The 21026-nt window shown below is 62.8% G+C and carries 22 protein-coding genes and 1 pseudogene; 9 read left to right on the top strand and 14 right to left on the bottom strand.

Annotated elements, in window-relative coordinates:
- Positions 1-2 precede the first annotated feature (2 nt).
- Entirely contained in the window at positions 3-782 is a 780-nt protein-coding gene (locus tag QMA15_RS05665) for a helix-turn-helix domain-containing protein (RefSeq protein ID WP_256064314.1), read from the bottom strand.
- Between the two features lie 56 nt (positions 783-838).
- Here QMA15_RS05665 and QMA15_RS05670 point away from each other — a divergent pair, with 56 nt between their 5' ends.
- Complete coding sequence (locus QMA15_RS05670; RefSeq protein WP_290283748.1) at positions 839-1231, top strand: VOC family protein; 393 nt, start codon at positions 839-841, stop codon at positions 1229-1231.
- A 72-nt stretch (positions 1232-1303) separates the two neighbouring features.
- On the opposite strand, the gene QMA15_RS05675 is transcribed toward QMA15_RS05670, so the two are convergent.
- The 5 genes from QMA15_RS05675 to QMA15_RS05695 all read right to left on the bottom strand — a co-directional run bounded on the left by QMA15_RS05675 (position 1304) and on the right by QMA15_RS05695 (position 4732).
- Positions 1304-2332 carry an alpha/beta hydrolase family protein gene (locus QMA15_RS05675; protein WP_175413854.1) on the bottom strand — a complete coding sequence of 343 codons (1029 nt, stop codon included), beginning with the start codon at positions 2330-2332 and terminating at the stop codon, positions 1304-1306.
- Between the two features lie 151 nt (positions 2333-2483).
- The gene (locus tag QMA15_RS05680; RefSeq protein WP_290283749.1) at positions 2484-2876 is read right to left on the bottom strand and encodes a DUF3349 domain-containing protein; all 393 of its coding nucleotides are present in this window, start codon (positions 2874-2876) and stop codon (positions 2484-2486) included.
- A gap of 11 nt (positions 2877-2887) precedes the next feature.
- Entirely contained in the window at positions 2888-3214 is a 327-nt protein-coding gene (locus QMA15_RS05685; protein ID WP_020908123.1) for a DUF3349 domain-containing protein, read from the bottom strand.
- A 34-nt stretch (positions 3215-3248) separates the two neighbouring features.
- Positions 3249-3530 carry a hypothetical protein gene (locus QMA15_RS05690; protein ID WP_290283750.1) on the bottom strand — a complete coding sequence of 94 codons (282 nt, stop codon included), beginning with the start codon at positions 3528-3530 and terminating at the stop codon, positions 3249-3251.
- A gap of 14 nt (positions 3531-3544) precedes the next feature.
- On the bottom strand, positions 3545-4732 hold the full coding sequence (locus QMA15_RS05695) for an inorganic phosphate transporter (RefSeq protein ID WP_290283751.1): 1188 nt from the start codon (positions 4730-4732) through the stop codon (positions 3545-3547).
- A gap of 174 nt (positions 4733-4906) precedes the next feature.
- Between QMA15_RS05695 and QMA15_RS05700 the strand changes: the two genes are divergently transcribed.
- The 3 genes and pseudogenes from QMA15_RS05700 to QMA15_RS05710 all read left to right on the top strand — a co-directional run.
- The gene (locus tag QMA15_RS05700) at positions 4907-5224 is read left to right on the top strand and encodes a F420-dependent protein (RefSeq protein WP_290283752.1); all 318 of its coding nucleotides are present in this window, start codon (positions 4907-4909) and stop codon (positions 5222-5224) included.
- A 96-nt stretch (positions 5225-5320) separates the two neighbouring features.
- Positions 5321-5779: a DUF5994 family protein gene (locus QMA15_RS05705; protein ID WP_003941615.1), complete on the top strand. Its 459-nt coding sequence runs from the start codon at positions 5321-5323 to the stop codon at positions 5777-5779.
- Between the two features lie 769 nt (positions 5780-6548).
- A pseudogene (locus QMA15_RS05710) lies at positions 6549-6831 on the top strand (ATP-binding protein); the annotation flags it as partial.
- Positions 6832-6918: 87 nt separating this feature from the next.
- Here QMA15_RS05710 and QMA15_RS05715 read toward each other — a convergent pair.
- Entirely contained in the window at positions 6919-7860 is a 942-nt protein-coding gene (locus QMA15_RS05715) for an alpha/beta hydrolase (RefSeq protein ID WP_290283753.1), read from the bottom strand.
- 110 nt (positions 7861-7970) lie between these two features.
- Between QMA15_RS05715 and QMA15_RS05720 the strand changes: the two genes are divergently transcribed.
- Positions 7971-8936: a YafY family protein gene (locus QMA15_RS05720; RefSeq protein WP_070386512.1), complete on the top strand. Its 966-nt coding sequence runs from the start codon at positions 7971-7973 to the stop codon at positions 8934-8936.
- 469 nt (positions 8937-9405) lie between these two features.
- Entirely contained in the window at positions 9406-9678 is a 273-nt protein-coding gene (locus tag QMA15_RS05725) for a YdeI/OmpD-associated family protein (RefSeq protein ID WP_229756959.1), read from the top strand.
- Positions 9679-9822: 144 nt separating this feature from the next.
- Here QMA15_RS05725 and glnA read toward each other — a convergent pair whose 3' ends face one another.
- Positions 9823-11259 (bottom strand): type I glutamate--ammonia ligase, encoded by a 1437-nt coding sequence (glnA, locus tag QMA15_RS05730; protein ID WP_003941609.1) that lies wholly within the window; start codon positions 11257-11259, stop codon positions 9823-9825.
- A 213-nt stretch (positions 11260-11472) separates the two neighbouring features.
- Here glnA and QMA15_RS05735 point away from each other — a divergent pair, with 213 nt between their 5' ends.
- Positions 11473-11946 (top strand): RDD family protein, encoded by a 474-nt coding sequence (locus QMA15_RS05735; protein ID WP_021344607.1) that lies wholly within the window; start codon positions 11473-11475, stop codon positions 11944-11946.
- Positions 11947-12017: 71 nt separating this feature from the next.
- Here QMA15_RS05735 and QMA15_RS05740 read toward each other — a convergent pair whose 3' ends face one another.
- The 5 genes from QMA15_RS05740 to sucB all read right to left on the bottom strand — a co-directional run bounded on the left by QMA15_RS05740 (position 12018) and on the right by sucB (position 17474).
- Positions 12018-12773 carry a DUF4191 domain-containing protein gene (locus QMA15_RS05740; protein WP_003941625.1) on the bottom strand — a complete coding sequence of 252 codons (756 nt, stop codon included), beginning with the start codon at positions 12771-12773 and terminating at the stop codon, positions 12018-12020.
- Positions 12774-12849: 76 nt separating this feature from the next.
- Positions 12850-13860 (bottom strand): lipoyl synthase, encoded by a 1011-nt coding sequence (gene lipA, locus QMA15_RS05745; RefSeq protein WP_003941610.1) that lies wholly within the window; start codon positions 13858-13860, stop codon positions 12850-12852.
- Positions 13861-13911: 51 nt separating this feature from the next.
- On the bottom strand, positions 13912-14673 hold the full coding sequence (lipB, locus tag QMA15_RS05750; protein ID WP_031331974.1) for a lipoyl(octanoyl) transferase LipB: 762 nt from the start codon (positions 14671-14673) through the stop codon (positions 13912-13914).
- Between the two features lie 29 nt (positions 14674-14702).
- Entirely contained in the window at positions 14703-15590 is an 888-nt protein-coding gene (locus QMA15_RS05755) for a TIGR01777 family oxidoreductase (RefSeq protein WP_019748921.1), read from the bottom strand.
- Between the two features lie 120 nt (positions 15591-15710).
- Positions 15711-17474, bottom strand: a complete 1764-nt coding sequence (sucB, locus tag QMA15_RS05760) for a 2-oxoglutarate dehydrogenase, E2 component, dihydrolipoamide succinyltransferase (RefSeq protein ID WP_290283754.1) — start codon at positions 17472-17474, stop codon at positions 15711-15713.
- A gap of 364 nt (positions 17475-17838) precedes the next feature.
- On the opposite strand from sucB, the gene QMA15_RS05765 reads away from it, so the two are divergent.
- Positions 17839-18189 (top strand): oxidoreductase, encoded by a 351-nt coding sequence (locus QMA15_RS05765; protein ID WP_070796876.1) that lies wholly within the window; start codon positions 17839-17841, stop codon positions 18187-18189.
- A 55-nt stretch (positions 18190-18244) separates the two neighbouring features.
- On the opposite strand, the gene QMA15_RS05770 is transcribed toward QMA15_RS05765, so the two are convergent.
- Complete coding sequence (locus QMA15_RS05770; RefSeq protein ID WP_020908114.1) at positions 18245-19762, bottom strand: leucyl aminopeptidase; 1518 nt, start codon at positions 19760-19762, stop codon at positions 18245-18247.
- A 159-nt stretch (positions 19763-19921) separates the two neighbouring features.
- Here QMA15_RS05770 and gcvT point away from each other — a divergent pair, with 159 nt between their 5' ends.
- Positions 19922-21022 carry a glycine cleavage system aminomethyltransferase GcvT gene (gcvT, locus tag QMA15_RS05775; RefSeq protein ID WP_003941726.1) on the top strand — a complete coding sequence of 367 codons (1101 nt, stop codon included), beginning with the start codon at positions 19922-19924 and terminating at the stop codon, positions 21020-21022.
- Positions 21023-21026 lie beyond the last annotated feature (4 nt).

A 21026-nucleotide genomic window follows, 5' to 3' on the forward strand; every position in this document is an offset into this window, starting at 1 on the left:
CGTTATCGGTGCTCGCGCAGTAGCTGAGTCGGTGTCAGGCCTGTCAGCGCTCGCGTATCGCGCGCGAGGTGGGCTTGGTCGGCGTAGCCGGCGCGACCGGCCAGCGACGACAGCGTGAGATTTGCATCGCGGCTGAGAGTCAACACGTCCTGGATACGTTGCACTTTCTGAATCATTTTGGGGGACAGCCCGATCGACGACGTGATCGAGCGTCGAAAATGACGTTCGGAAACACCGAGGTCTGCGGCGATCTCTCGTATCGGCGTCGAAGGGGAGGAGATGAGCGCGGAGTAACCACGCTCGATTCCGTGGTCGGGTTCCAGTCCGCGCCACAACTGGCCCAGTAGGTGAGCGTCGACTGCCTCGTGGCTAAGGGCGTCGGCAAGTACCCGCGCTTGTCTGGAAGTGAGGATGTCGTCGAAGGCGATCTTCGAATCCTGCACCGCGTCGGCCGCTGTGCCGAGCAGGCTCCGCAGAGCCGGCGGATTGATCCGGATGCCCCACATGGTTGTACCGGCGGCGACCGAAACCAGATCGGCACCGGTGGCAGGTCCGACGAGCCACGACTTTCCGGTGCTGTCGACGATGAAGTCTGCGCAGAGATCGGGAAGAATCCGCTTTGCTTCCGTGGGCGCATGGGGGTCGGTAGCGCTTTTCCACGTGCAACTGAAGAGGCCGGCCGAACCTGTGATCCGAGTCTCGACATAGGTGTGGCCGTTTTGTTCAAGACTCGACGCTACCGTCCGACTACCGTCAAGAGCGAGGGTGTCAGTGCCGGTCATCAGATCATCGTCACACACTCGCCGATCACTTCTCGACCCGAAACAGGAGAAATACCGTGTCCGTCTCTCCGAGACTCGATCTCGTCGGAATCGTCACCAACGATCTCGCGCGTTCCCTCGCGTTCTACCGAACCCTCGGGCTCGACATTCCGGAAACACCCGCTGACGCTCCACACGTGGAGTTCACTTTCGACAGTGGGCTTCGGCTGGCCTGGGACGCGCTGTCCACCATCGCGAGCTTCGATCCTGACTTCGTCGTCGGGGAAGGTCGACACCCCGTCGCTTTGGCCTTCGATTTCGAGACTCCCGCCGCAGTCGACGAGGCGTATCAGCGCATGACAGCCGACTTCCCCGGGCACAAAGAGCCATTTGATGCCGTGTGGGGCCAGCGTTACGCCGTTCTTCTCGATCCCGACGGCAATACCGTGGATCTCTTTGCCGCGCTCTGATTTCGAACGACGCAGGCCCCGACCGAAATTCGGTCGGGGCCTGCGATTGTCGGTGATCGAGTCGTTGTCAGTTCACCAAGCGTTGAGGGTGTCGAGGATCTGGCCTCGGGCTTTCCACAGTTCCGCGCCCCAGTACGGCCACGAGTGAGTGCCGTTGGCCGGGAAGCTGTACGTTGCCGGAATTCCCAGGGAGTTCATGCGCAGCTGGAATGCCCGTGAGTTCATCAGGGCAAGGGCTTCGAGGCCGATGGCGCTACCGGTATTCACGAAGTCGACGGGACGACGAGGTTGATCGAACTGCCCGGGTAGGCCGCTCGCGGCGGAGATGTACAGAGAGAGCCCAGCCAGCTCGGGTGCAAACACGAAGGGGTCGTTGCGGAGCCAAGCGGGGTTCCATGGCGGTCCCCACATGGCATCGACATTGAAGGACCCTGCGCTGACCATGGCCACGCGGATTGCTTCACGCATGCCTGGAGCTGAGATGTTGAGGTATCCCGAGAGCGATCCGGCGAACTTGAACTGATCGCGGTGATAGGCGGCGAGCGTCAGTGCCGCGCTGCCACCCATGGACAATCCGAGCACACCGTTGTTGGTTCGGGAGACGCCGCGCGATTCCAGATAGGCGGGAAGTTCCTGGGTGAGGAAGGTTTCCCATTTGTACGTGACCGGCTGGCGATTCAAATTGCTGTTCGCATACCAGTCGGAGTAAAAGCTGGACTGCCCGCCGACCGGCATGACCAGTGTGACGTTGTCGCCGCGATACTGCTCGAGAGCGTTGGTCTCGAAACTCCATGCGTTTCGGTCGTCGCGTGCTCGTAGACCGTCGAGAAGATAGAGCGCCGCGTTGCCGCCGCGCGAAGCCCACTGGATCTGAACCTTGATCGGCCCCATCGAGGAGTCGACGAACACTTCCTCGTATCCACCGGCCGGGGCGGTGCGCGCGGGCGCTGCGGTCGCTACTGATCCGCTGATCAGGCCTGCGGTCAGGGGGAGTGCGAGTGCTGTCGCGGCGAGGCCGAGGATCCGACGCTTGATTCGTTTCGAAATGCGGTTTCTCGAAATATCTGGGTTCTTCGCCAAATCTGTGTGAGCCTCGTGCATGTATTACTCCCGCCCCAAAAGGTGCTTGCACACCGAAATCCGACCGAGCCCCCCGAGGCACGGAATTCCTGATGACACTAAGTGGTCTGTATTGACGTCGACGGCTCCGTTACCGTTTCGTTATCAAACTGGTCTGATTTAGGTAGTGCCGTCATGCGTCGTCGACCGGAGGTTGCGCGTCGATTTGCCACCCTCCACGAATCAGGTGTTCACGTACCCGGGCGACGTCCGATTCGTGCGGAATATCGTCGGTGACCTTGGTGATGAGGACGCCGATGTCGATCGGATCGACCGAACCGGGAAAGTCGATCGGATCGACCGAACCGGGAAAGTCGATCGGATCGACCGAACCGTGAAAGTCGATCGGATCGACCGGAACCGGAAAGTCGGCGACGAGATCGTCGGCAAGAACGGCGATCTCGTCGTCGGACAGCTGTCGCCGGAGCAGTGCCATCAAAGGGACGTAGTCCTGCTCCGGCACGCCGTTCGGATACCCGGCACGGAGCCAGCCGAGTATCGAAGCCAGAAGTGGTGGAAGACTCAACGAATCGAGCTTCAGTCGTTGTCGAGATCAGCGAGGGGCCACCCGGCGGCGGCCAGGACGGAGGCAACGCGCGCGATGTCCTCGTCCGAGGGAGTCTGGCTCGTGAGATCGGCGATCTGAGCGCTGATCTCGTCGCTAGAGATCACCTGGTCGCTGTTGACGTCGCTCAGTTCTGCGAGTGCAGCGCCGATGGCAATGTCTCGAATTTGCGCGTCCGAGAGCTTGCGTCGTAGCAATGCGACCAGCGGAATGCGGTCCTTGGGCGGTATGCCTTCGGGGTAGCCGGCGCGAAGCCATTCCAGAATGGATTGAGGAAGGGATGGAGTCGGTGCAGTCACGGTGATGTCTTTCCGCTCGTGAGGGCGCACGGGATCAGAAGATCTCGATGCCGAATGTGTGGCTGAGGAAGCCCTGCATGATGAAGAGGATTCCGGTGACGATCGCGATGAGCACTACCGCGAAGCACACCACTGCGCCTGCCACGGCCAACGGACTGCGAGCCGCGACGGCAGTGCTCCCGCCGCCACTGCCACGTTGCCCGGCGTCGAGGGACTTCAGGCCGATTGCGAAGATCGCCGGAAGTCCGGCGCCAAGCAGGAGGCCGACAAGCATGACCTGCCAGAGCGAGTCGACGGTGTTTTTCAAGATATCCATGTCGATTCCCTCTTTCAGGCTTTGACGTCGGTGGTGACGCGGGCGTCCGGACCGGGGACCTCTGCAGGCACCAGGCCGCCGTCCCACTCGGCGTTGACATTGCTCGGATCGATGGGCTCCTTGCGGGAGCGCAGGTACATCCAACCGGCCAATGCGATGAGCACAGCGAAGACGACCAGGACACCGGGCAGGCCGCCGACGATGTTGGCCAGTCCCCAGCACAGAGCGCCGACGATCGCAGCGGACGGGAGAGTGATCAACCAGGCGACCGCCATACGTCCGGCGACGCCCCAACGAACCTCGGCGCCCTTGCGTCCCAGACCGGTTCCCATGATGGAACCCGTCGCCACATGGGTGGTCGAGAGTGGAAGACCGAGGTGGCTGGAGGTGAGAATGATGGCAGCAGAAGATGCTTCGGCCGCCATGCCCTGCGGCGCGGCGATCTCGACCAGGCCCTTGCCGAGTGTGCGGATGACTCGCCACCCGCCGAGGTAGGTTCCGGCAGCGATCGCGAGTGCGCAGGTGAGCTTGACCCAGAACGGCATGTCCGCGTCGGCGGAGATGGTTCCATGGGCGACCAAGGCGAGGAAGATGACGCCCATTGTCTTCTGAGCGTCGTTGGTGCCGTGGGCGAGGGAAACGAGTGAAGCCGAACCGATCTGGCCGAGTCGGAAACCCTTGTCCTTGGTTTCCTCACCGACGTTGGAGGTGATGCGGTAGATGAGCCAGGTTCCGGCCGCTGCAACCAAGCCGGCTACGACGGGAGCGAGAACTGCGGGGATGACAACCTTGCTGAGCACGCCGCTCCAGGCGACACCGCTCATTCCGAGGGACGCGATGGCGGCGCCGATCAGGCCGCCGAACAGTGCGTGTGAGGAACTCGAGGGGATGCCGAGCAACCACGTTGCCAGGTTCCAGATGATGCCGCCGACAAGGCCGGCGAAGACGATGGTGAGCAGCGCTTGGCCACCCACATTTCCGAGGTTCACCACGCCCTTGACCACGGTGGCAGCAACCTCTACCGAGAGAAAAGCTCCGACCAGGTTCAAGGAAGCAGACAGAGCGACTGCCACCTTGGGCTTGAGGGCGCCGGTTGCAATCGACGTGGCCATAGCGTTGCCAGTGTCATGAAAACCGTTGGTGAAGTCGAACCCCAGAGCGGTTACGACGACGACGAGGAGAACGATGAGTTCCGCATTCACGAGAAGTCATGTTCCAACACCTGCGGGCCACAAATCGACCTGAGACGTGGTCGTTCCGCGACATTTCCATCACTCGGCACCTGTTGTTCATCTTCGTCCGGATAATTGTCCGTTTCGAAACGCGTGAGGCATAGAAAATTCATTCGTGTGCATGGTCGTGGAGTTTGTGGAGGCATGCGCCAATTGCCGGACGGACGTATCGGGTTCTGGACTTCCTCGAAATCGGGTAAGGCCAAGCGGCTGCGGAACAACCCACGCGTCACCGTCGTGCCGTGCAACAACCACGGAAAGGTTGCCGACGGCTCTTCGCCGGTTGCCGGGACCGCTCACTTGGTGAGCGGCGGACCTGAATTCGACGAGATCCGCAGCAAAGTGAAAGCGAAATACGGTGTGATGGTGCCTATTTCGAAATCCTTCAACACCCTCGGTCACATCGGTAATGGTCCGTTCCCGTACGGCGACAACGGCGTGATCATTTCCGTCGATGCGTAGTCGGGATTGCGCAGCGGAGTAGCCTGAAAGTATGGAACCCACGACCGGGCGCCTCTGCCTGACGGTTCCACGAATCCTCCGTTAAGGAGCCTCGTCATGGCGCACATCAGCACTCTCGACTATGCAATGGAAGCGCCGCAGCGCCATGTCGGGCAACCTTTCCCGTCGCCGACGCGGACTCCGCGGTTCCTGCTTCGTGGTCAAGGCGCCGTCAAGGCATCGGTAGACGGCGCGTGGTTCCCATGGACCACCAACGTCACGGCGGAGCTTCACGATCTGATATCCGCACTTTCGCTGAGGTTGGGGCCGATCGCGCGGGTTGCGTTCGACTGGAACACGATCAGCAGCGCGCAGCGTCGTATCGACGAGGTCGACGGACTGGAAGTGCGGGGTCCGTACCCTGGCCAGCCTCACGATTTGATGTATCTCGACGACATCTATGGTCGTCAACTCGTTCTGATGATGATTCCGCCGTACACGGATCCGGACCGTGCGTACGAGATCATGCGGCGGTTGGTTGATCCTGGCCGTAGCGAAACCTATCGGGTGCAGTGAGATCTTTTCTAGCGTGCGGGGTCGAATCTTTCGATTCCTGAACATGCGTCCAGTTTGTCTGGTTTGATGGTTCTCGTAACCACAATCTCAGGCGCATTCCTTCAGGTCAGCGCTTGGGCGCGGCAGCTTGACTCCCTGCCGTGTCGTCGGTCCGGCATGTCCACCACCCTCCCACTGTGCGTGAGCGCCGGATCGAATGAAGCCCCGCCCTCCCCACGGGGGTGGGGCTTCTACTTTGTACGGGCTGACCGGCGTTCGCATCGCCGAATCCGCCGGGTCGTTTGGAAGTTCGGGACGCCCTGGTCCGTAGCATCGCCACTGTGAACATTTCTCTACTCGGTGCGGCGGGGCTTCAGGACTGCGCCGACAGTGGAATGGACTGTATGGACGGATTTGGGGCGTTCGTTCTTCTGTACGTCGGCGGATTCACTCTCGCCTTGATATGGATTTCCGTGTGCCTTGTCGGAACAGCCGATGTGGTTTCCGTGTCCCGGCGAATTGGTGTGTGGCGAGCAGTCGCCTTCTTTTTCGGGATTTGGCTTGTGCCCATCGCCGGGTTGAGTGCATGGCTTGTTTTCCGACGCTCTCGTTAATTCGCGAAAGTGGAGTCGGAGAGGTAGACGCGCTTCCGGAGCCCGGTAACTTGTTGGATCAGAGGCGATTTGAAGTGTGGCGAGAGGCTCTTGTCGATGCAGCAGGCGACAACGTCCATCCAGGCCATGCCGGAACTGGTTGGGCCTGGGCCGACTGGCAGTGGGTGGTCGGGACCGCCCGCTACGGCCGAGGGGATCTGCTCGGCATCGACGAACTCGGTTACATGGAACTCGACAAACGAGGCGCCGAGCTGCTTTTTCAGGTGTTGACCGAACGGGAGGAAAAGAACTCCGTCGCCATCGCCTCCAACGCATCGTTCTCCGGCTGGACGACAGCATTCACCGACCCACGACCTTGCGCCGCCATCGTGGATCGGCTCACCTTGCGGCGGCAACATCATCGAAACCGCCACCGACTCTTACCGACTCGTCCACATCCGAGCTCAGCAATCCGCTTGATACACACACAAGGTGGGTCCGGATCAAGCCTCCTACCGGACTTGAATGAGACTGACATTTTCACTGAGACCGCACCTAGCCTTGAAACTATGTGGCATCCTGCCGTTCCAGCCAGTTCAAGATCGCTTGGTTGGTCTCTTCGGGTCTTTCTTGCTGGATCCAGTGACCGCAGTCGAGATTGACTACTTCCACATTGGGCACGAACTCTGTCAGGTTCTCAGCCCTCGCGATCGCGTCACGGTCGCCGTAGATCATGAGTGCGGACTGTTGGATAATCGGGTCCACCTCCGCCAGCAAACGCCAGTTGCGGTCAAGGTTCCTGTACCAGTTCACACTGCCCGTGAATCCTGTCGATTCGAAGGCGGAGACGAAAACGGCCAATTCGCTATCGCTCATCAGAGGCTCACCGAGTGGTGTCTCTGCTCTGGCGAGATCGATCAGCGCCATACCCGGCTGAGGCTCCCTGAGGGGTTCGTTCTTCCGGTACAGGTTGCGGAGGAACCGGAATGTGTTGTCTTCGAACACCGCGTCCGCGACGCCCGGCTGTCGATTGAAATGGACGAAGTAGAAATCACCGCCAAGCACGGCTTCCATGAACTCAATCCAGGGCTGCTCTCCGCGATCCTGGTAGGGCAGGCTCAGGTTGATCACTTTGTTTACCCGGTCCGGGTGCAACAGGGTCAGGCCCCACACGACAAAGGCACCCCAATCGTGACCGACAAAGGTGGCATCTTCGTAGCCGTAGTGATCGAGAAGTGCGATGAGATCACCCGCCAAATGTTCAATGTCATAGTCCGTCACTTCGGTCGGACGTGATGAATTCCCGTAGCCGCGCTGGTTCGGGACGATGACGTGGTAGCCCGCCTCGACAAGGGCGGGCACCTGGTATCGCCAGGAATAGGCGTGCTCTGGCCATCCGTGACACAACACGATGGGTTTCCCGGCATTGTGTCGCCCTGCTTCGAAGACTTCGAGTTCCACGCCGTTGACTTGGATGAGGACGGGCCTGGGGAAGTCGGATGGGTTCACGGATGCTCCTTTGAGTTGAGTACCGATCTCGTGTCTGGATCGACCGGTTGCTCCGACGATAGGGAGCATCGTGGACACATAAAGTCCTAGATCGCTGGCAATCTGAAGAAATGCGGAACGATCCCACAGGCCGAGCACTGCAATTGCTCTCGCTCCTTCAGACCCATCGCTTCTGGCACTGTGCCGAACTTGCCGCACGACTCGATGTCACGCAGCGGACGGTGCGCCGCGACATCGATCGCCTACGCGACCTCGGTTATCCGGTCGATTCCACGTCCGGAAAGTACGGGGGATACCGACTTGCAACGGGGGCACACGTGCCGCCCCTGATCCTCGACGATGACGAGTCCGTGGCGGTAGCCGTCGGACTGCGCTACGCCGCCGAGGCCGCCATCGGAGGCATCGAAGAAACATCGCTGCGCGCGCTGACCAAGATCGAAGCACTCCTGCCCCATCGACTACGCCGACGTGTGTCGGCACTGCATTCGAGCGTCAGTTCCATGCGGCGGGCAGATGACGACGTCGTCGACCCCGAAGCGCTCAGTGTGCTCGCTGCGGCATGTCGCGACCACGAGCACGTTCGTTTCGACTACCGGCGAGGTGATGGCGAGAGCAGCAGACGGCTCGTCGAGCCGCACCGCCTTGTCACGGCGGGACGTCGTTGGTATCTCGTAGCATGGGACCACCATCGTTCGGATTGGCGAACATTTCGACTGGACCGGCTCTCGGAGCCCTGGCTGGCAGGCAGTCATTTCACGCCACGCGAGATCCCGGGCGGTGACGCGGCAGGCTTCGTCGCGAGATCAGTCGGCTCGCCACCCCGTCACCACGATGCAAAACTCGCCATCGAAGCTACGTTCGCCGACCTCGAGGGCGTACTCAGATGGATAGACCACACACCGATCGAGGTGGCAGCGGACCGCTGCCTTGTCGAGATCCGCAGCGAAGATCTCGGCAGGCTCGCCATGACGGTTGCGCGCCTTGCGCTCACCGCCCCAGTGGTCGTCATCGAACCAACCGAGCTTGCCGACACCGTCAGTCGGCTCGCCCTTCACCTCAGGGTCTCGCCACCATGACAGTCAGAAGAGGATTGTGCGACAAGACCATTCATGTCCAGGTTGCCGCAGGGGCGTGTGCCCTGCGCAGGCCCCTCGTCTATCGAGACACGTATCCGTTTCCCTCTGAGCTTGGAGAGTAAGTGACCAATTCGAAATCATCGCCACCGGCTTCCGTCCACCCCCGACGTGGAAGTTCGACTACCCGATCATCCACGCCGAGACTCGGGAACAGTGGCGAACTTGGCTGACGGACAATCACACGTCAGGCCGAGGTGTGTGGTTGTGCTCCTGGCGCACCACCACCAGCCGACCACGCTGCCCCTACCCTCAGGCCGTTGAGGAAGCCATCTGCTTTGGTTGGATCGATTCCACCAACACCATCTTCGACGGAGAGCGCAATTTGCAACTGTTCACGCCTCGTAGACGCAAGAGTTCCTGGACCCGTCTCAACCGCGAACGCGCAGCTGATATGGAAGCGCGTGGCCTCATGACCGCTGCTGGTCGCGGTGCAATTGCTGCCGCGAAATCCACTGGTTGGTGGACGATTCTCGACCAAGTCGAAGACCTCGAGGAACCATCTGACTTGCAGGCGGCGCTGGACCTGGACCCGCAAGCGCGAAGCAACTGGGACAGTTTTCCGCCCAGCGCCCGCAAACAGATGCTGTGGTGGATAGTCTGTGCCGCTCGAGACGCAACACGGGCAGGTCGAATCGCCCATATCGTCAACAATGCGGCCATCGGCGAACGTGCTCGCGGCTGATCCGCGATTCGACCGCGTCCGGTATGAAGGCCGGTCATCATCTGTCCGAGGGGTTTCCCTCGGACCGAAACAAGTCCACCCGCCCCGCAGAAGCGGGACGGGTGGACTCGGTACTCGCAGGTCTGACTTACGTCAGGATGCGGATCACACGTCGTAGTAGAGCTCGAACTCGTACGGGTGCGGACGCAGGTTGACCGGAGCGATTTCCTGCTCGCGCTTGAGCGAGATCCAGGTCTCGATCAGGTCGGTGGTGAAGACGCCACCCTCGGTCAGGTACTCGTGATCGGCTTCGAGGCGGTTGATGACCGTCTCGAGGCTGGTCGGAGCCTGCGGGATGTTGCGAGCCTCCTCCGGGGGAAGCTCGTAGAGGTCCTTGTCGACCGGAGCCATCGGCTCGATCTTGTTCTTGATGCCGTCCAGGCCGGCCATCATCTGTGCAGCGAAGTTGAGGTACGGGTTACCCGAGGAGTCGGGTGCGCGGAACTCGAGACGCTTTGCCTTCGGGTTGTTGCCCGTGATCGGGATACGGACAGCTGCCGAGCGGTTGCGCTGGCTGTACACGAGGTTGATGGGGGCTTCGTAGCCCGGCACCAGACGGTGGTACGAGTTGATCGTCGGGTTGGTGAAGGCCAACAGCGACGGAGCGTGGTGCAGGATGCCGCCGATGTAGTGGCGAGCCATGTCCGAGAGGCCCGCGTAGCCGGACTCGTCGTGGAAGAGGGGCTTGCCGTCCTTCCACAGGGACTGGTGGACGTGCATGCCCGAGCCGTTGTCACCGAAGAGCGGCTTCGGCATGAAGGTCGCGGACTTGCCGTGCTGCCAGCAGGTGTTCTTGACGATGTACTTGAACAGCTGCAGGTCGTCAGCCGCTGCGAGCAGCGTGTTGAACTTGTAGTTGATCTCCTGCTGTCCGCCGGTACCGACCTCGTGGTGGCCGCGCTCGAGCTCGAAGCCCGCGTTGGTCAGGTTGGTGGAGATTTCGTCGCGCAGGTCCACGTAGTGGTCGTACGGAGCGACGGGGAAGTAGCCGCCCTTGGCGCGAACCTTGTAGCCGAGGTTCGGGGAGCCGTCGGCGTTGGTCTCTGCGCCGGTGTTCCAGGAACCGGAGATGGAATCCAGCTCGTAGAACGCGGAGTTCATGCCGGAGTCGTAGCGAACCGAGTCGAAGATGTAGAACTCGGCCTCGGCGCCGAAGAATGCGGTGTCCGCGATGCCGGTGCTGACCAAGTACTCCTCGGCCTTGCGGGCAACGTTGCGCGGGTCGCGGCTGTAGGACTCACGGGTGAACGGGTCGTGCACGAAGAAGTTGATGTTGAGGGTCTTCGCCTTGCGGAAGGGGTCGATCTGCGCCGTGGTGACGTCGGGAAGCAACATCATGTCGGACTCGTGGATCGACTGGAATCCGCGGACCGAAGATCCGTCGAATGCGAGGCCGTCCTCGAACACGTCCTGGTTGAAAGCAGACGCCGGGATCGAGAAGTGCTGCTGGACGCCGGGCAGGTCGCTGAACCGAATGTCGACGTACTCGATGTTCTCGTCCGCGATGTACTTGATGACCTCTTCGGCCGTGGTGAACGCCACGCTTGTGCTCCTTAAGTCGCTTCAGCCAAGTGATGTCGGTTGAATCCGTCGAGGCAGACGGTAGGGAGCTGGTGTTGCCCGCTCGTCAACCCTTTGTTTCGGCAGTGTTACGCGTCGCAGCATCCTGGGGATTTCCGAAGTCCATGTGACCGGCCACACAGTTAAAACCCGGCAAATCTGGACTACGGTGCTGCGACGCCTATCCTGGACAGCATGGCACGTATCACCGGAACTTGGCTCTCTGGGCCGCAAGCAGCTTTGCCGAAGAGCACGGACGGCCGTGAGCAGTCGTACCGTGGCGAGTTCCTCGGTTTCCCTCAGGAGGGGCCGGGTTCGCTGGTCGGTTCGGGCCGTCGTATCGCCGCACTGTTGGTGGATTGGGTCATGGCCGTGGGAGTGGCCTCGCTCATCACCGGAGACTTCTTCGACGGTATGACCTCGACTGTCACGCTGATGGTGTGGTTCGCCGTCGGTGTCGTCACCGTGGCGCTGTTCAACTTCACCCCGGGGCAGTTCGTCCTCGGACTTCAGGTCGCGCGAATCGAAGGCCCGATCCGAGTGGGCTTCCTGCGCGCGTTGGGACGTCAGGCGCTGCTGGTGTTCGTCATTCCCGCGACCATCACCGACATCGACGGTCGCGGTATGCAGGACCGCGCGACCGGCACTTTGCTCGTGAAGTCGCGCTGACACAAACTTCTCGAACGAAGAAAGACCCGGGTCCGTATGGGCCCGGGTCTTTCGTTTGCTGTGGGGGAGTGTCAGCGACGACGAATGGTTCGCTGCATTCCCTTCATCTTCGCGCCTCCGGGCATCGGGCCCTTGGGAAGCGCCGCTCCGCCGCCGCGTGCGCTGAGCGCAGCGAGGCGACCTTCGATGTTGTCCATGCGCTTGGTGTCGATGTTGCGGGGCAACTTGTTCAAGTAGCGCTGGAGCTGCGAGAGCGGAACCTGGCCCTCGTCGTTTCCGATGATGATGTCGTAGATCGGGGTGTCGCCGATGAGGCGGGCAGTCTTCTTCTTCTCCTGCGCGAGGAGGCCCTTGACGCGTTGCGGCGAACCCTCGGCGACGAGGATGACACCCGGCCGTCCGACGACGCGGTGAACGGCGTCGAGCTGGGTGGTGCCGGCGACGGCATTCGTGACGCGCCACGCGCCCTGCATGTTGTCGAGCGCCCACGCAGCGGCACCGGCCTGGCCTTCAGCCTTCTTGTACACCGATTTCTGGACGCGGCGACCGAAGATGATGAAGGCGCCGAGGAGACCGAGAACGATGCCGATCGGCAGCAGGAACCACTGAAGGCCCCAGATGAGACCGACCAGGAAGAAGACCAGAGCAGCACCGACGAGGGTGCCGATCATCAGCGGCAGGAGGAGCTTGTCGTCCTTGCGCTGCATCTGGAATGCCTGCCAGAGCTGAGTTCTACGTTCCTTGGAAGCCTGCTTGCGGGCAGCCTTCGCTGCAGCCTTTGCCTCTTTGGTGGGTTTGCCCTTACCGGATTTGCTGCCGTTCGCCATGTACCCAGGATACGTCCATTGCTGTGCGCCTTTACTAACCGCCCGCGGTTAATAAAGGCGCACAGCAAAAAGTGGATCAGCGATTCAGGCGCGCCATGAGTGAGCTGGCTTCCTGGGAAGCGTCTCCGCCCTCGGTCAGATGACGCTGCGCCTCGGGCAGTTCACGGCCGTGATGTGCCATGGCCTGCGCATACAGGCGTCCGGCGCGGTACGACGAGCGAACCAACGGACCGGCCATGACGCCGGCGAAGCCCATCTCTTCTGCAGCCTTGGAGTGTGCGACGAACTCCTCGGGCTTGACCCACCGCTCGACGGGGTGGTGCCGGGGCGAGGGGCGCAGGTACTGGGTGATGGTGAGGATGTCGCAACCGGCGGCGTGGAGATCTGCCATTGCCTCGGTGACCTCTTCAGGGGTTTCGCCCATACCGAGGATCAGGTTGGACTTGGTGACCAGTCCGTAGTCGCGTGCTGCGGTGATGACGTCGAGGCTGCGCTGGTACCGGAATGCCGGACGGATCCGCTTGAAGATGCGGGGGACGGTCTCGAGGTTGTGTGCGAGCACCTCGGGGCGTGAGGCGAAGACCTCGTCGAGCAGTTCGGGCTTGCCGTTGAAGTCCGGAACCAGGTTCTCGACGCCGGTGCCCGGGTTGAGTTCGTGGATCTTGCGGACGGTCTCGGCGTAGAGCCAGGCGCCGCCGTCGGGGAGGTCGTCGCGGGCGACGCCGGTGATCGTGGAGTACCGAAGCCCCATGGCCTGAACGCTTTCCGCGACGCGACGGGGCTCGTCGCGGTCGAGGGCTTCGGGCTTGCCGGTGTCGATCTGGCAGAAGTCGCAGCGGCGTGTGCACTGCTCGCCGCCGATCAGGAACGTGGCTTCGCGGTCTTCCCAGCACTCGTAGATGTTGGGGCAGCCTGCTTCCTCGCAGACGGTGTGCAAACCTTCACGCTTGACCAGGCCCTTGAGCTCCGTGTACTCGGGGCCCATCTTTGCGCGGGTCTTGATCCAGTTGGGTTTGCGTTCGATGGGCGTCTCCGCGTTTCGGATCTCGAGGCGGAGCAGCTTACGTCCTTCTGGGGCGATAGTCACGGGGACGATCCTACGCCCGGTGATTACTGCAACGGGGTTCGGGCGAGCCCGTCAGCTGTACTGAACGGTAGTAAAAGTCGGAGTAGGCGAGGCGCTTTCGAAGGTGACGCGCTCGACGTTCCGTTCGGTGACGGGCATGGTTCCGTCGAGAGCAGCGATCACTGCCTCGGTCACAGCGGGAGTGACTTCGTCCACGGTGACGTCGCGACCGAGTTCGTCCGACAGCGTCGTCACCCCGGCGTCACGGATGCCGCAGGGAATGATGTTGTCGAATCCGGTCAGGACCGAATTGCAGTTCAGGGAGAAGCCGTGCAGTGCCACGCCACGTTGGACGCGCACGCCGATGGCAGAAACCTTGCGCTCGGGCTTCCATTGCCCGTTTGCGAGTTCGGCGGGCAGCCAGACGCCGGAGCGGCCGTCGATGCGCCCGCAATTCAGCCCGAGGTCCGTGCACACCGTGATCAGTGCTTCCTCGATGCGTCGGACATACCGCACCACGTCGATCGGCTCGGCCAGTTTCACGATCGGATATCCGACCAGCTGGCCGGGGCCGTGCCAGGTGATCTTCCCGCCGCGGTCGACGTCGATGACAGGTGTGCCGTCGACGGGACGGTCTTCGGGTTCCGTGCGTCGTCCTGCCGTGTACACCGGCGGGTGTTCGAGGAGCAGTAGCGTGTCCGGTCCGATGTCGTCTGCCCGCGCTGCCGCGAGCTCACGCTGGCGGTCCCACGCGGCGTTGTAGTCAGTCAAACCGAGTTGCTCGACGGCGATCGGCAGTTTCGAGAACCGGGCGGAAACGTCAGCGCTGCTCATGGACGTAGAGATTACGCCCGACTTCGGAATCATCCGAGTGCGGCCGCCAGCGCTTCCCCGATCGTGTTGTGGCGGAAGGAGAATCCCGCCTTTTCCAAGGCCGCGGGAATGGCGCGCTGGCCACCGAGGATGCCACTCTTGGCGAATTCTCCGATCAACGCTTCAAGTGCGAACCCGGGAACGATCCAGGGAGCCGGTCGGTGGACCGCACGGGACATGGCGTCGTTGAACTGGGCGTTGGTGACAGGTGCCGGACCGGTCAGGTTGACGGGACCGGAGATTTCGGAATTCGTGAGCGCGAACTTGATCGCGTCGCACTCGTCCTCGAGTGAGATCCACGGAAAGTACTGGCGACCGTTGCCCAGTCGCCCACCGAGACCGAACGAATATAGGCGCCGAAGCCGACCGAGCATGCCGCCGTGGGGTGAAATCACGACGCCCGAGCGCAGATTGACCACGCGGGCTCCCGCCTTGCGTGCGGGCTCGGTGGCAATTTCCCAATCGCGACACGTCGTGGCGAGAAAGTCGGTGCCTGCCGGCGAATCCTCGTCGACGATCTTGTCGCCGGTGTCGCCGTAGTAGCCGACGGCGCTCGCGTTGGCGAGTACGGGAACCTTCTGACTTGCGACAGCTTCGGCCAGGACATCGGTCGCGACGATGCGGCTGTCACGGATCGCCTGCTTGTAGGAACCCGACCACCGTTTGTCGCCGATGCCGACGCCGCAGAGGTTCACGACGGCGTCAGCGCCTTGCAGGACGGAGAGGTCCAGACGGTCCTGGTCCGGGTCCCAACGCGATTCGTCGGGTCCAGCGGTCGAGCGTCGCACGAGACGTACGACGTCGTGGTTGTCGGAACGCAACGATGACACCAAGGCCGTTCCGATCAAACCGGACGAGCCGGCGATGACTACTCGCATTCGGAAAGCCTCCTTCGATTCAGCCTGCTTCGATATCCGACCGTGTATATCCGACCGTACTGAAAAAGCCGGGGCGCCACCTCCTGATGGAGATGACGCCCCGGTCGGCCGAGCAGTTGCTTACAGGCCCAGATCAGCTTCGAACGAGGCTTCTTCCAACCGCTGCTTCACAGTGGTGAGGAATCGGCCGGCGTCGGCGCCGTCGACCAGACGGTGATCGTAGGTCAGCGGCAAGTAGATCATCGAGCGAACGCCGATGGACTCGTTGCCGTTCTCGTCGGTGACCACCATCGGGCGCTTGACGATCGCGCCGGTTCCGAGCATGGCCGCCTGCGGCGGTATCAGGATCGGGGTGTCGAACAGCGCGCCCTGGCTGCCGATGTTGGTGATGGTGAAGGTTCCACCCGAGAGTTCGTCCGGCTTCAGGCCACCCGAGCGTGCACGCTTCGCGATGTCGGCGATGGCGCGAGCCAAACCGGCAAGGCCGAGATCGCCGGCGTTGTGGATGACGGGGGAGAGCAAGCCCTGATCGGTGTCCACTGCGATGCCGAGGTGCTCAGCGTCGTAGTAGGTGATCTGCTTGGCAGCCTCGTCGTAGCTGGCGTTGATGTTCGGGTGCGACTTCAGCGCCTCGACGACTGCCTTGGCGAAGAACGGAAGGAACGTCAGGTTGACGCCTTCGCGCTCGATGAAGCCGGACTTGGCGCGGGCCCGCAGGGCGACGATCTTGGTGACATCCACCTCGAAGGTCTGCGTGAGCTGAGCGGTGTTCTGCAGCGACTCACGCGTCTTGGTGGCCGTGATCTGCCGAATACGGTTGGCCTTCTGCGTGGTTCCGCGCAGGTGTGCCAGTTCCGGTCGGACGCCTGCGGCTGCGGTGGCGGCCGGTGCGGCCGCGGGTGCTGCAGCAGGAGCAGCGGCGGCGGGAGCCTTCTTGGCCTCCGCAGCGGCGAGCACATCCTGCTTGCGGATGCGGCCGCCGACGCCGGTGCCGGTGACGGTCGCGAGGTCGACGCCGTTGTCGGTGGCGAGCTTGCGCACGAGCGGGGTGACGTACGGGCTGCTGTCGCCGGAAGCTGCGGGTGCGGCCGCCGGTGCGGGAGCTGCAGCAGGCTTCGGAGCGGGTGCGGCTGGTGCGGCAGCAGGCTTGGGTGCCTCGGCCTTGGGTGCTTCAGCCTTCGGTGCTTCTGCCTTCGGTGCTTCAGCCTTGGGTGCCGGCGGAGCGGCCGGTGCTGCGGGAGCGGCCTTGGGTGCCGGAGCCGCGGCGGGTGCGCCGGATCCGACGACGGCCAGCTGGCCACCGATCTCGACGGTGTCGTCTTCCTGCGCATTGATCTCGAGCAGGATTCCGGCGACGGGGGACGGGATTTCGGTGTCGACCTTGTCGGTCGAGACTTCGAGCAGCGCCTCGTCGACGGCAACCTCGTCGCCGACGGCCTTGAGCCAGCGGGTGACGGTGCCTTCGGTGACGGACTCGCCGAGGGCGGGCATCGTCACGGCGGTGCCTTCAGCGGAACCGCCGGAAGCAGCGGGTGCCTCGGCGGCGGGAGCTTCTTCGGCGGGAGCTTCGGCAGCCGGGGCTTCCTCGGCGGGAGCTTCCTCTGCGGCGGGGGCGGGCGCCTCTGCCTCGGGTGCTGCGGCTTCGCCGGCTTCACCGATCTGGGCGAGCTCGCCACCGATTTCCACGGTGTCGTCTTCCTGCGCGACGATCTTGGTCAGGACGCCGGCGACGGGAGACGGAATCTCGGTGTCGACCTTGTCCGTGGAGACTTCGAGCAAGGGTTCGTCGACTTCGACCGTGTCTCCTTCCTGCTTGAGCCACCGTGTGACAGTTCCCTCGGTGACGCTCTCACCTAGGGCTGGCATCTGGACGGAGAAGGCCATGTCTTTTGACTCCTCGACAGTTGTGTTCGGGTTGTTGAATTTTGTCGACTTGTGGTCGTAATGCATTGTGCTCGAGTGGCGCGCGACGTGCGGCTACTTGTAGCTATTTTGCCGATGTCGACGCGCGGGCGCGGCGTCACCGTCGTTCATCTTTCCATTGATACGCCGGGCGTGTCCGATGAGGGGGATGCCGTCCGTTTCGGGTGTGTCGGCTACTGGCGAGTAGGTATGCGTTGGGGGTCCGGCTGTAACGTCGTAAGCGGACCAAACGGTATGTCGTGCGCAGGCACAACGGACATCGCCTGGCAAACTTGACATATCGCCGGGGTGCATCCGCGGCGTCGGTACCGAGGAGGGTACGACCGTGGGACTGTTCGATCGTTTCAAGCGTTCGCCGAGTGCGGCTCAGGCAGCAGCGCAGAGTGATGCGGATCATCTGGCGAATTGGGCGCATTCGCACGAAGGCGTCGAGGCCTATGTGGAACCGCAGACGACGGTGACCGAGGTGACCGTTGTCCTCGTCGCGAAGGACGGGGAGTGGACTCGTCGTCGTGTCGGCGGCGAACGTGGTGCCCGCAAATTGGGACAAGACCTGAAGATCCCCGTCTACGACGTCCGAAAAACGGGATATCCGCAGCGTATGCGCGATCACGACGAGCGTAATCGAATCGAACGCAAGCGGGCCCGAGAGCAGGAATTGCGCGACGGCGCCTGAACTGCTGTGCGCCTTTATTAACCTCCCGCGGTTAATAAAGGCGCACAGCAAGTGGTCAGCCGTTGACCGCGATGTCCTCCAGGACCGAGATCATCGTGCGAACCGGAACGCCGGTGCCGCCCTTGCCGGTGTAACCCCACGGCCCTGACGTGTTGTACGCAGGACCTGCGACGTCGATGTGCGCCCACTGGACACCCTCGGGAACGAATTCCTTGAGGTAGTGAGCGGCGACCAGCATGCCGCCCCAGCGGTGCGGGGTGACATTGGCCATGTCGGCGACCTTGGAGTCGAGATCTCCGCGCAGTTCCTCGGGCAGCGGCATGGCCCAACCGTTCTCGCCGACGCTCTGCGAGATGGAGGCGACGCGGTCACGGAACTCGTCCGTGCCCATGACGCCGGGGGTGCGGTTGCCGAGCGCCACCATCTGCGCACCGGTGAGGGTTGCGGTGTCGATCATGTAGTCGGGGTTGTCCTCACCCGCGCGAACCATAGCGTCGGCCAGGATCAAACGGCCCTCGGCGTCGGTGTTGACGACCTCGATGGTGATTCCGCCGTACTGGGTCAGCACGTCGCCGGGACGTTGGGCGGTCGCGGACGGCATGTTCTCGGCCATCGGGACGTATGCGACGACGTTGACGGGCAGACCGAGCTTGGCGGCAAGCACGACGGTGGAGATGACGGCTGCGGCGCCGCCCATGTCCGAGGTCATGTTCTCCATCCCGGCGGCAGGCTTGATGGAGATTCCGCCGGTGTCGAAGGTGATGCCCTTGCCCACCAGTGCGACCTTGCGGGCTCCACGCTTCTTCGACGCGTATTCGAGGCGGACGAGACGCGGCTGGCGTGACGAGCCCTTGCCGACGCCGATGATTCCGCCGTAGCCACCCTTCTCGAGTGCCTTCTCGTCGAGCACCTGGACGGTGAGCCCGGCCTCGACGCCCAGTGCCTTGGCGCGCGCGGCGAACTCGGCGGGGTAGAGGTGGCTCGGGGGAGTGTTGACGAACTCGCGTGCGGTGGCGACGGCCTCGGCGATCGCTGCCGACCGTGCCAGCGTTGCCTTGGTCTCCTTGGTGCGCGGCGAGGGCACCAGAAGTTCGACGCGGGCCAGTGGCTGCGAATCAGGACCGGGAGCCGTCATGGACGACTTGAATTCGGTGAAGCTGTACGCGCCCAACGCAAATCCCTCGGCGGCTGCGCCGAGATCGAGGATCGAGAGCGTGGTTGCGACGGTGTCGATGCCGGACAGTGAGCGCGCTGCAGCGCCCGCGGACTTGCGGATCTGCTCACTGTCGAGCTTGTCGGCGGAGCCGAGGCCGACGGCGAGGACGCTGGTGACCGACAGCGCGCTCGGTGCCGGGACGCGGGTGAGCTGCTCGGGCTTGCCGGTGGCGCCGACGGCGATGAGGCTGTCGAGGATCTCGGCGAGCACGTCTTCGGCGACGATGCCTTCGCTGAGTGCGATCTCGGGGCCGTCCGGACCCGACGTCAGACCGACGACCAATATCTCTGCGCGCTTGGCGACTGTGCCGGCGAGAACGAGGTCGGGTCCCAACGATCGGGCTGTGCGAGTGCTCAAGGTGTCTCCTGTGAGGTGAGTGTGCGATGCGTCCGGTTCTGGCGGATGCCTGAGTCGATGTTAGGCCCTTTGCCGTTTGCGGACGGGGCGATCGTCGCGGCCGGGTGAGCTCTCGCTGCGGACATGTTTCGATCGGCGAAGTCCGATAGGTTGTGGGCCATGACCGACGAACAACTGTTGCAGGGCCCGATCCACCCCGTCCACGTCGAACTCGGCGCGACGTTCGCGCCGTTCGGGGGATGGCAGATGCCGGTTTCGTACGCCGGCGTCGTGGCCGAACACACCTCTGTGCGTGAGAATGTCGGACTCTTCGACGTCAGTCACCTCGGCAAGGCCGTCGTGCGTGGCGCGGGCGCCGCAGAATTCGTGAACTCCGCACTGACCAACGATCTGAACAAGATCGGGCCGGGTAAGGCTCAGTACACGTTGTGCTGCAACGAGTCCGGTGGTGTCATCGACGACCTCATCGCGTACTACGTCAGCGACGACGAGATCTTCCTCGTCCCGAACGCGGCCAATACCGCGGACGTGGTTGCGGCTCTGGTCGCCCTCGCACCGGACGGAATCACCGTCGAGGATCAGCATCGTGCCTACGGTGTGCTGGCTGTGCAGGGTCCGAAATCGGTGGCGGTTCTGACGGCGCTGGGACTTCCCACCGAGATCGAGTACATGGCGTACGAAGATGCGGAATGGAACGGCGTGCCTGTTCGTGTGTGCCGCAGCGGTTACACCGGTGAGGTCGGCTACGAACTCCTGCCGCGGTGGGAGGACAGCGAGCCGTTGTTCCGTGCGCTTCTCGAGGCAGTGCGCGCCGAGGGTGGGCAGGCCGCCGGACTCGGCGCTCGTGACACTCTTCGTACCGAGATGGGTTATCCGCTGCACGGGCATGAGCTTTCGCTCGAGATTTCTCCGCTCGAAGCGCGCTGCGGATGGGCGATCGGTTGGAAGAAGCCGACATTCTGGGGCAAAGAGACCTTGACCGACGAGAAGGCTGCCGGCCCGGCTCGCAAACTCTGGGGGATCAAGGCTCTCGATCGCGGCGTGCTTCGTGCCGGCCTCGGTGTTCTGCGTGACGGCGAGGCAATCGGCGAGACCACCTCGGGGACGTTTTCGCCCTCGCTCAAAGTGGGAATTGCGTTGGCGCTCCTCGATTCCGGTGCCAATGTCTCGGCCGGCGACGAGATCGAAGTCGACGTCCGTGGTCGTGCTCTTCGGTGCGTCGTGGTGTCTCCTCCGTTCGTGGAGACCAACACCAAGTAGAGAG

The organism is Rhodococcus sp. APC 3903 (assembly GCF_030407755.1).
Lineage (GTDB): Bacteria > Actinomycetota > Actinomycetes > Mycobacteriales > Mycobacteriaceae > Rhodococcus_F > Rhodococcus_F erythropolis.

Coding starts and splice junctions, on each gene's coding strand:
- QMA15_RS05665 (WP_256064314.1), bottom strand. CDS start 782: ATGACCGGCACTGACACCCTCGCTCTTGACGGTAGTCGGACGGTAGCG.
- QMA15_RS05675 (WP_175413854.1), bottom strand. CDS start 2,332: ATGCACGAGGCTCACACAGATTTGGCGAAGAACCCAGATATTTCGAGA.
- QMA15_RS05690 (WP_290283750.1), bottom strand. CDS start 3,530: ATGGATATCTTGAAAAACACCGTCGACTCGCTCTGGCAGGTCATGCTT.
- QMA15_RS05700 (WP_290283752.1), top strand. CDS start 4,907: ATGCGCCAATTGCCGGACGGACGTATCGGGTTCTGGACTTCCTCGAAA.
- QMA15_RS05705 (WP_003941615.1), top strand. CDS start 5,321: ATGGCGCACATCAGCACTCTCGACTATGCAATGGAAGCGCCGCAGCGC.
- QMA15_RS05720 (WP_070386512.1), top strand. CDS start 7,971: ATGCGGAACGATCCCACAGGCCGAGCACTGCAATTGCTCTCGCTCCTT.
- QMA15_RS05725 (WP_229756959.1), top strand. CDS start 9,406: ATGACCGCTGCTGGTCGCGGTGCAATTGCTGCCGCGAAATCCACTGGT.
- QMA15_RS05735 (WP_021344607.1), top strand. CDS start 11,473: ATGGCACGTATCACCGGAACTTGGCTCTCTGGGCCGCAAGCAGCTTTG.
- QMA15_RS05740 (WP_003941625.1), bottom strand. CDS start 12,773: ATGGCGAACGGCAGCAAATCCGGTAAGGGCAAACCCACCAAAGAGGCA.
- lipB (WP_031331974.1), bottom strand. CDS start 14,673: ATGAGCAGCGCTGACGTTTCCGCCCGGTTCTCGAAACTGCCGATCGCC.
- QMA15_RS05755 (WP_019748921.1), bottom strand. CDS start 15,590: ATGCGAGTAGTCATCGCCGGCTCGTCCGGTTTGATCGGAACGGCCTTG.
- sucB (WP_290283754.1), bottom strand. CDS start 17,474: ATGGCCTTCTCCGTCCAGATGCCAGCCCTAGGTGAGAGCGTCACCGAG.
- gcvT (WP_003941726.1), top strand. CDS start 19,922: ATGACCGACGAACAACTGTTGCAGGGCCCGATCCACCCCGTCCACGTC.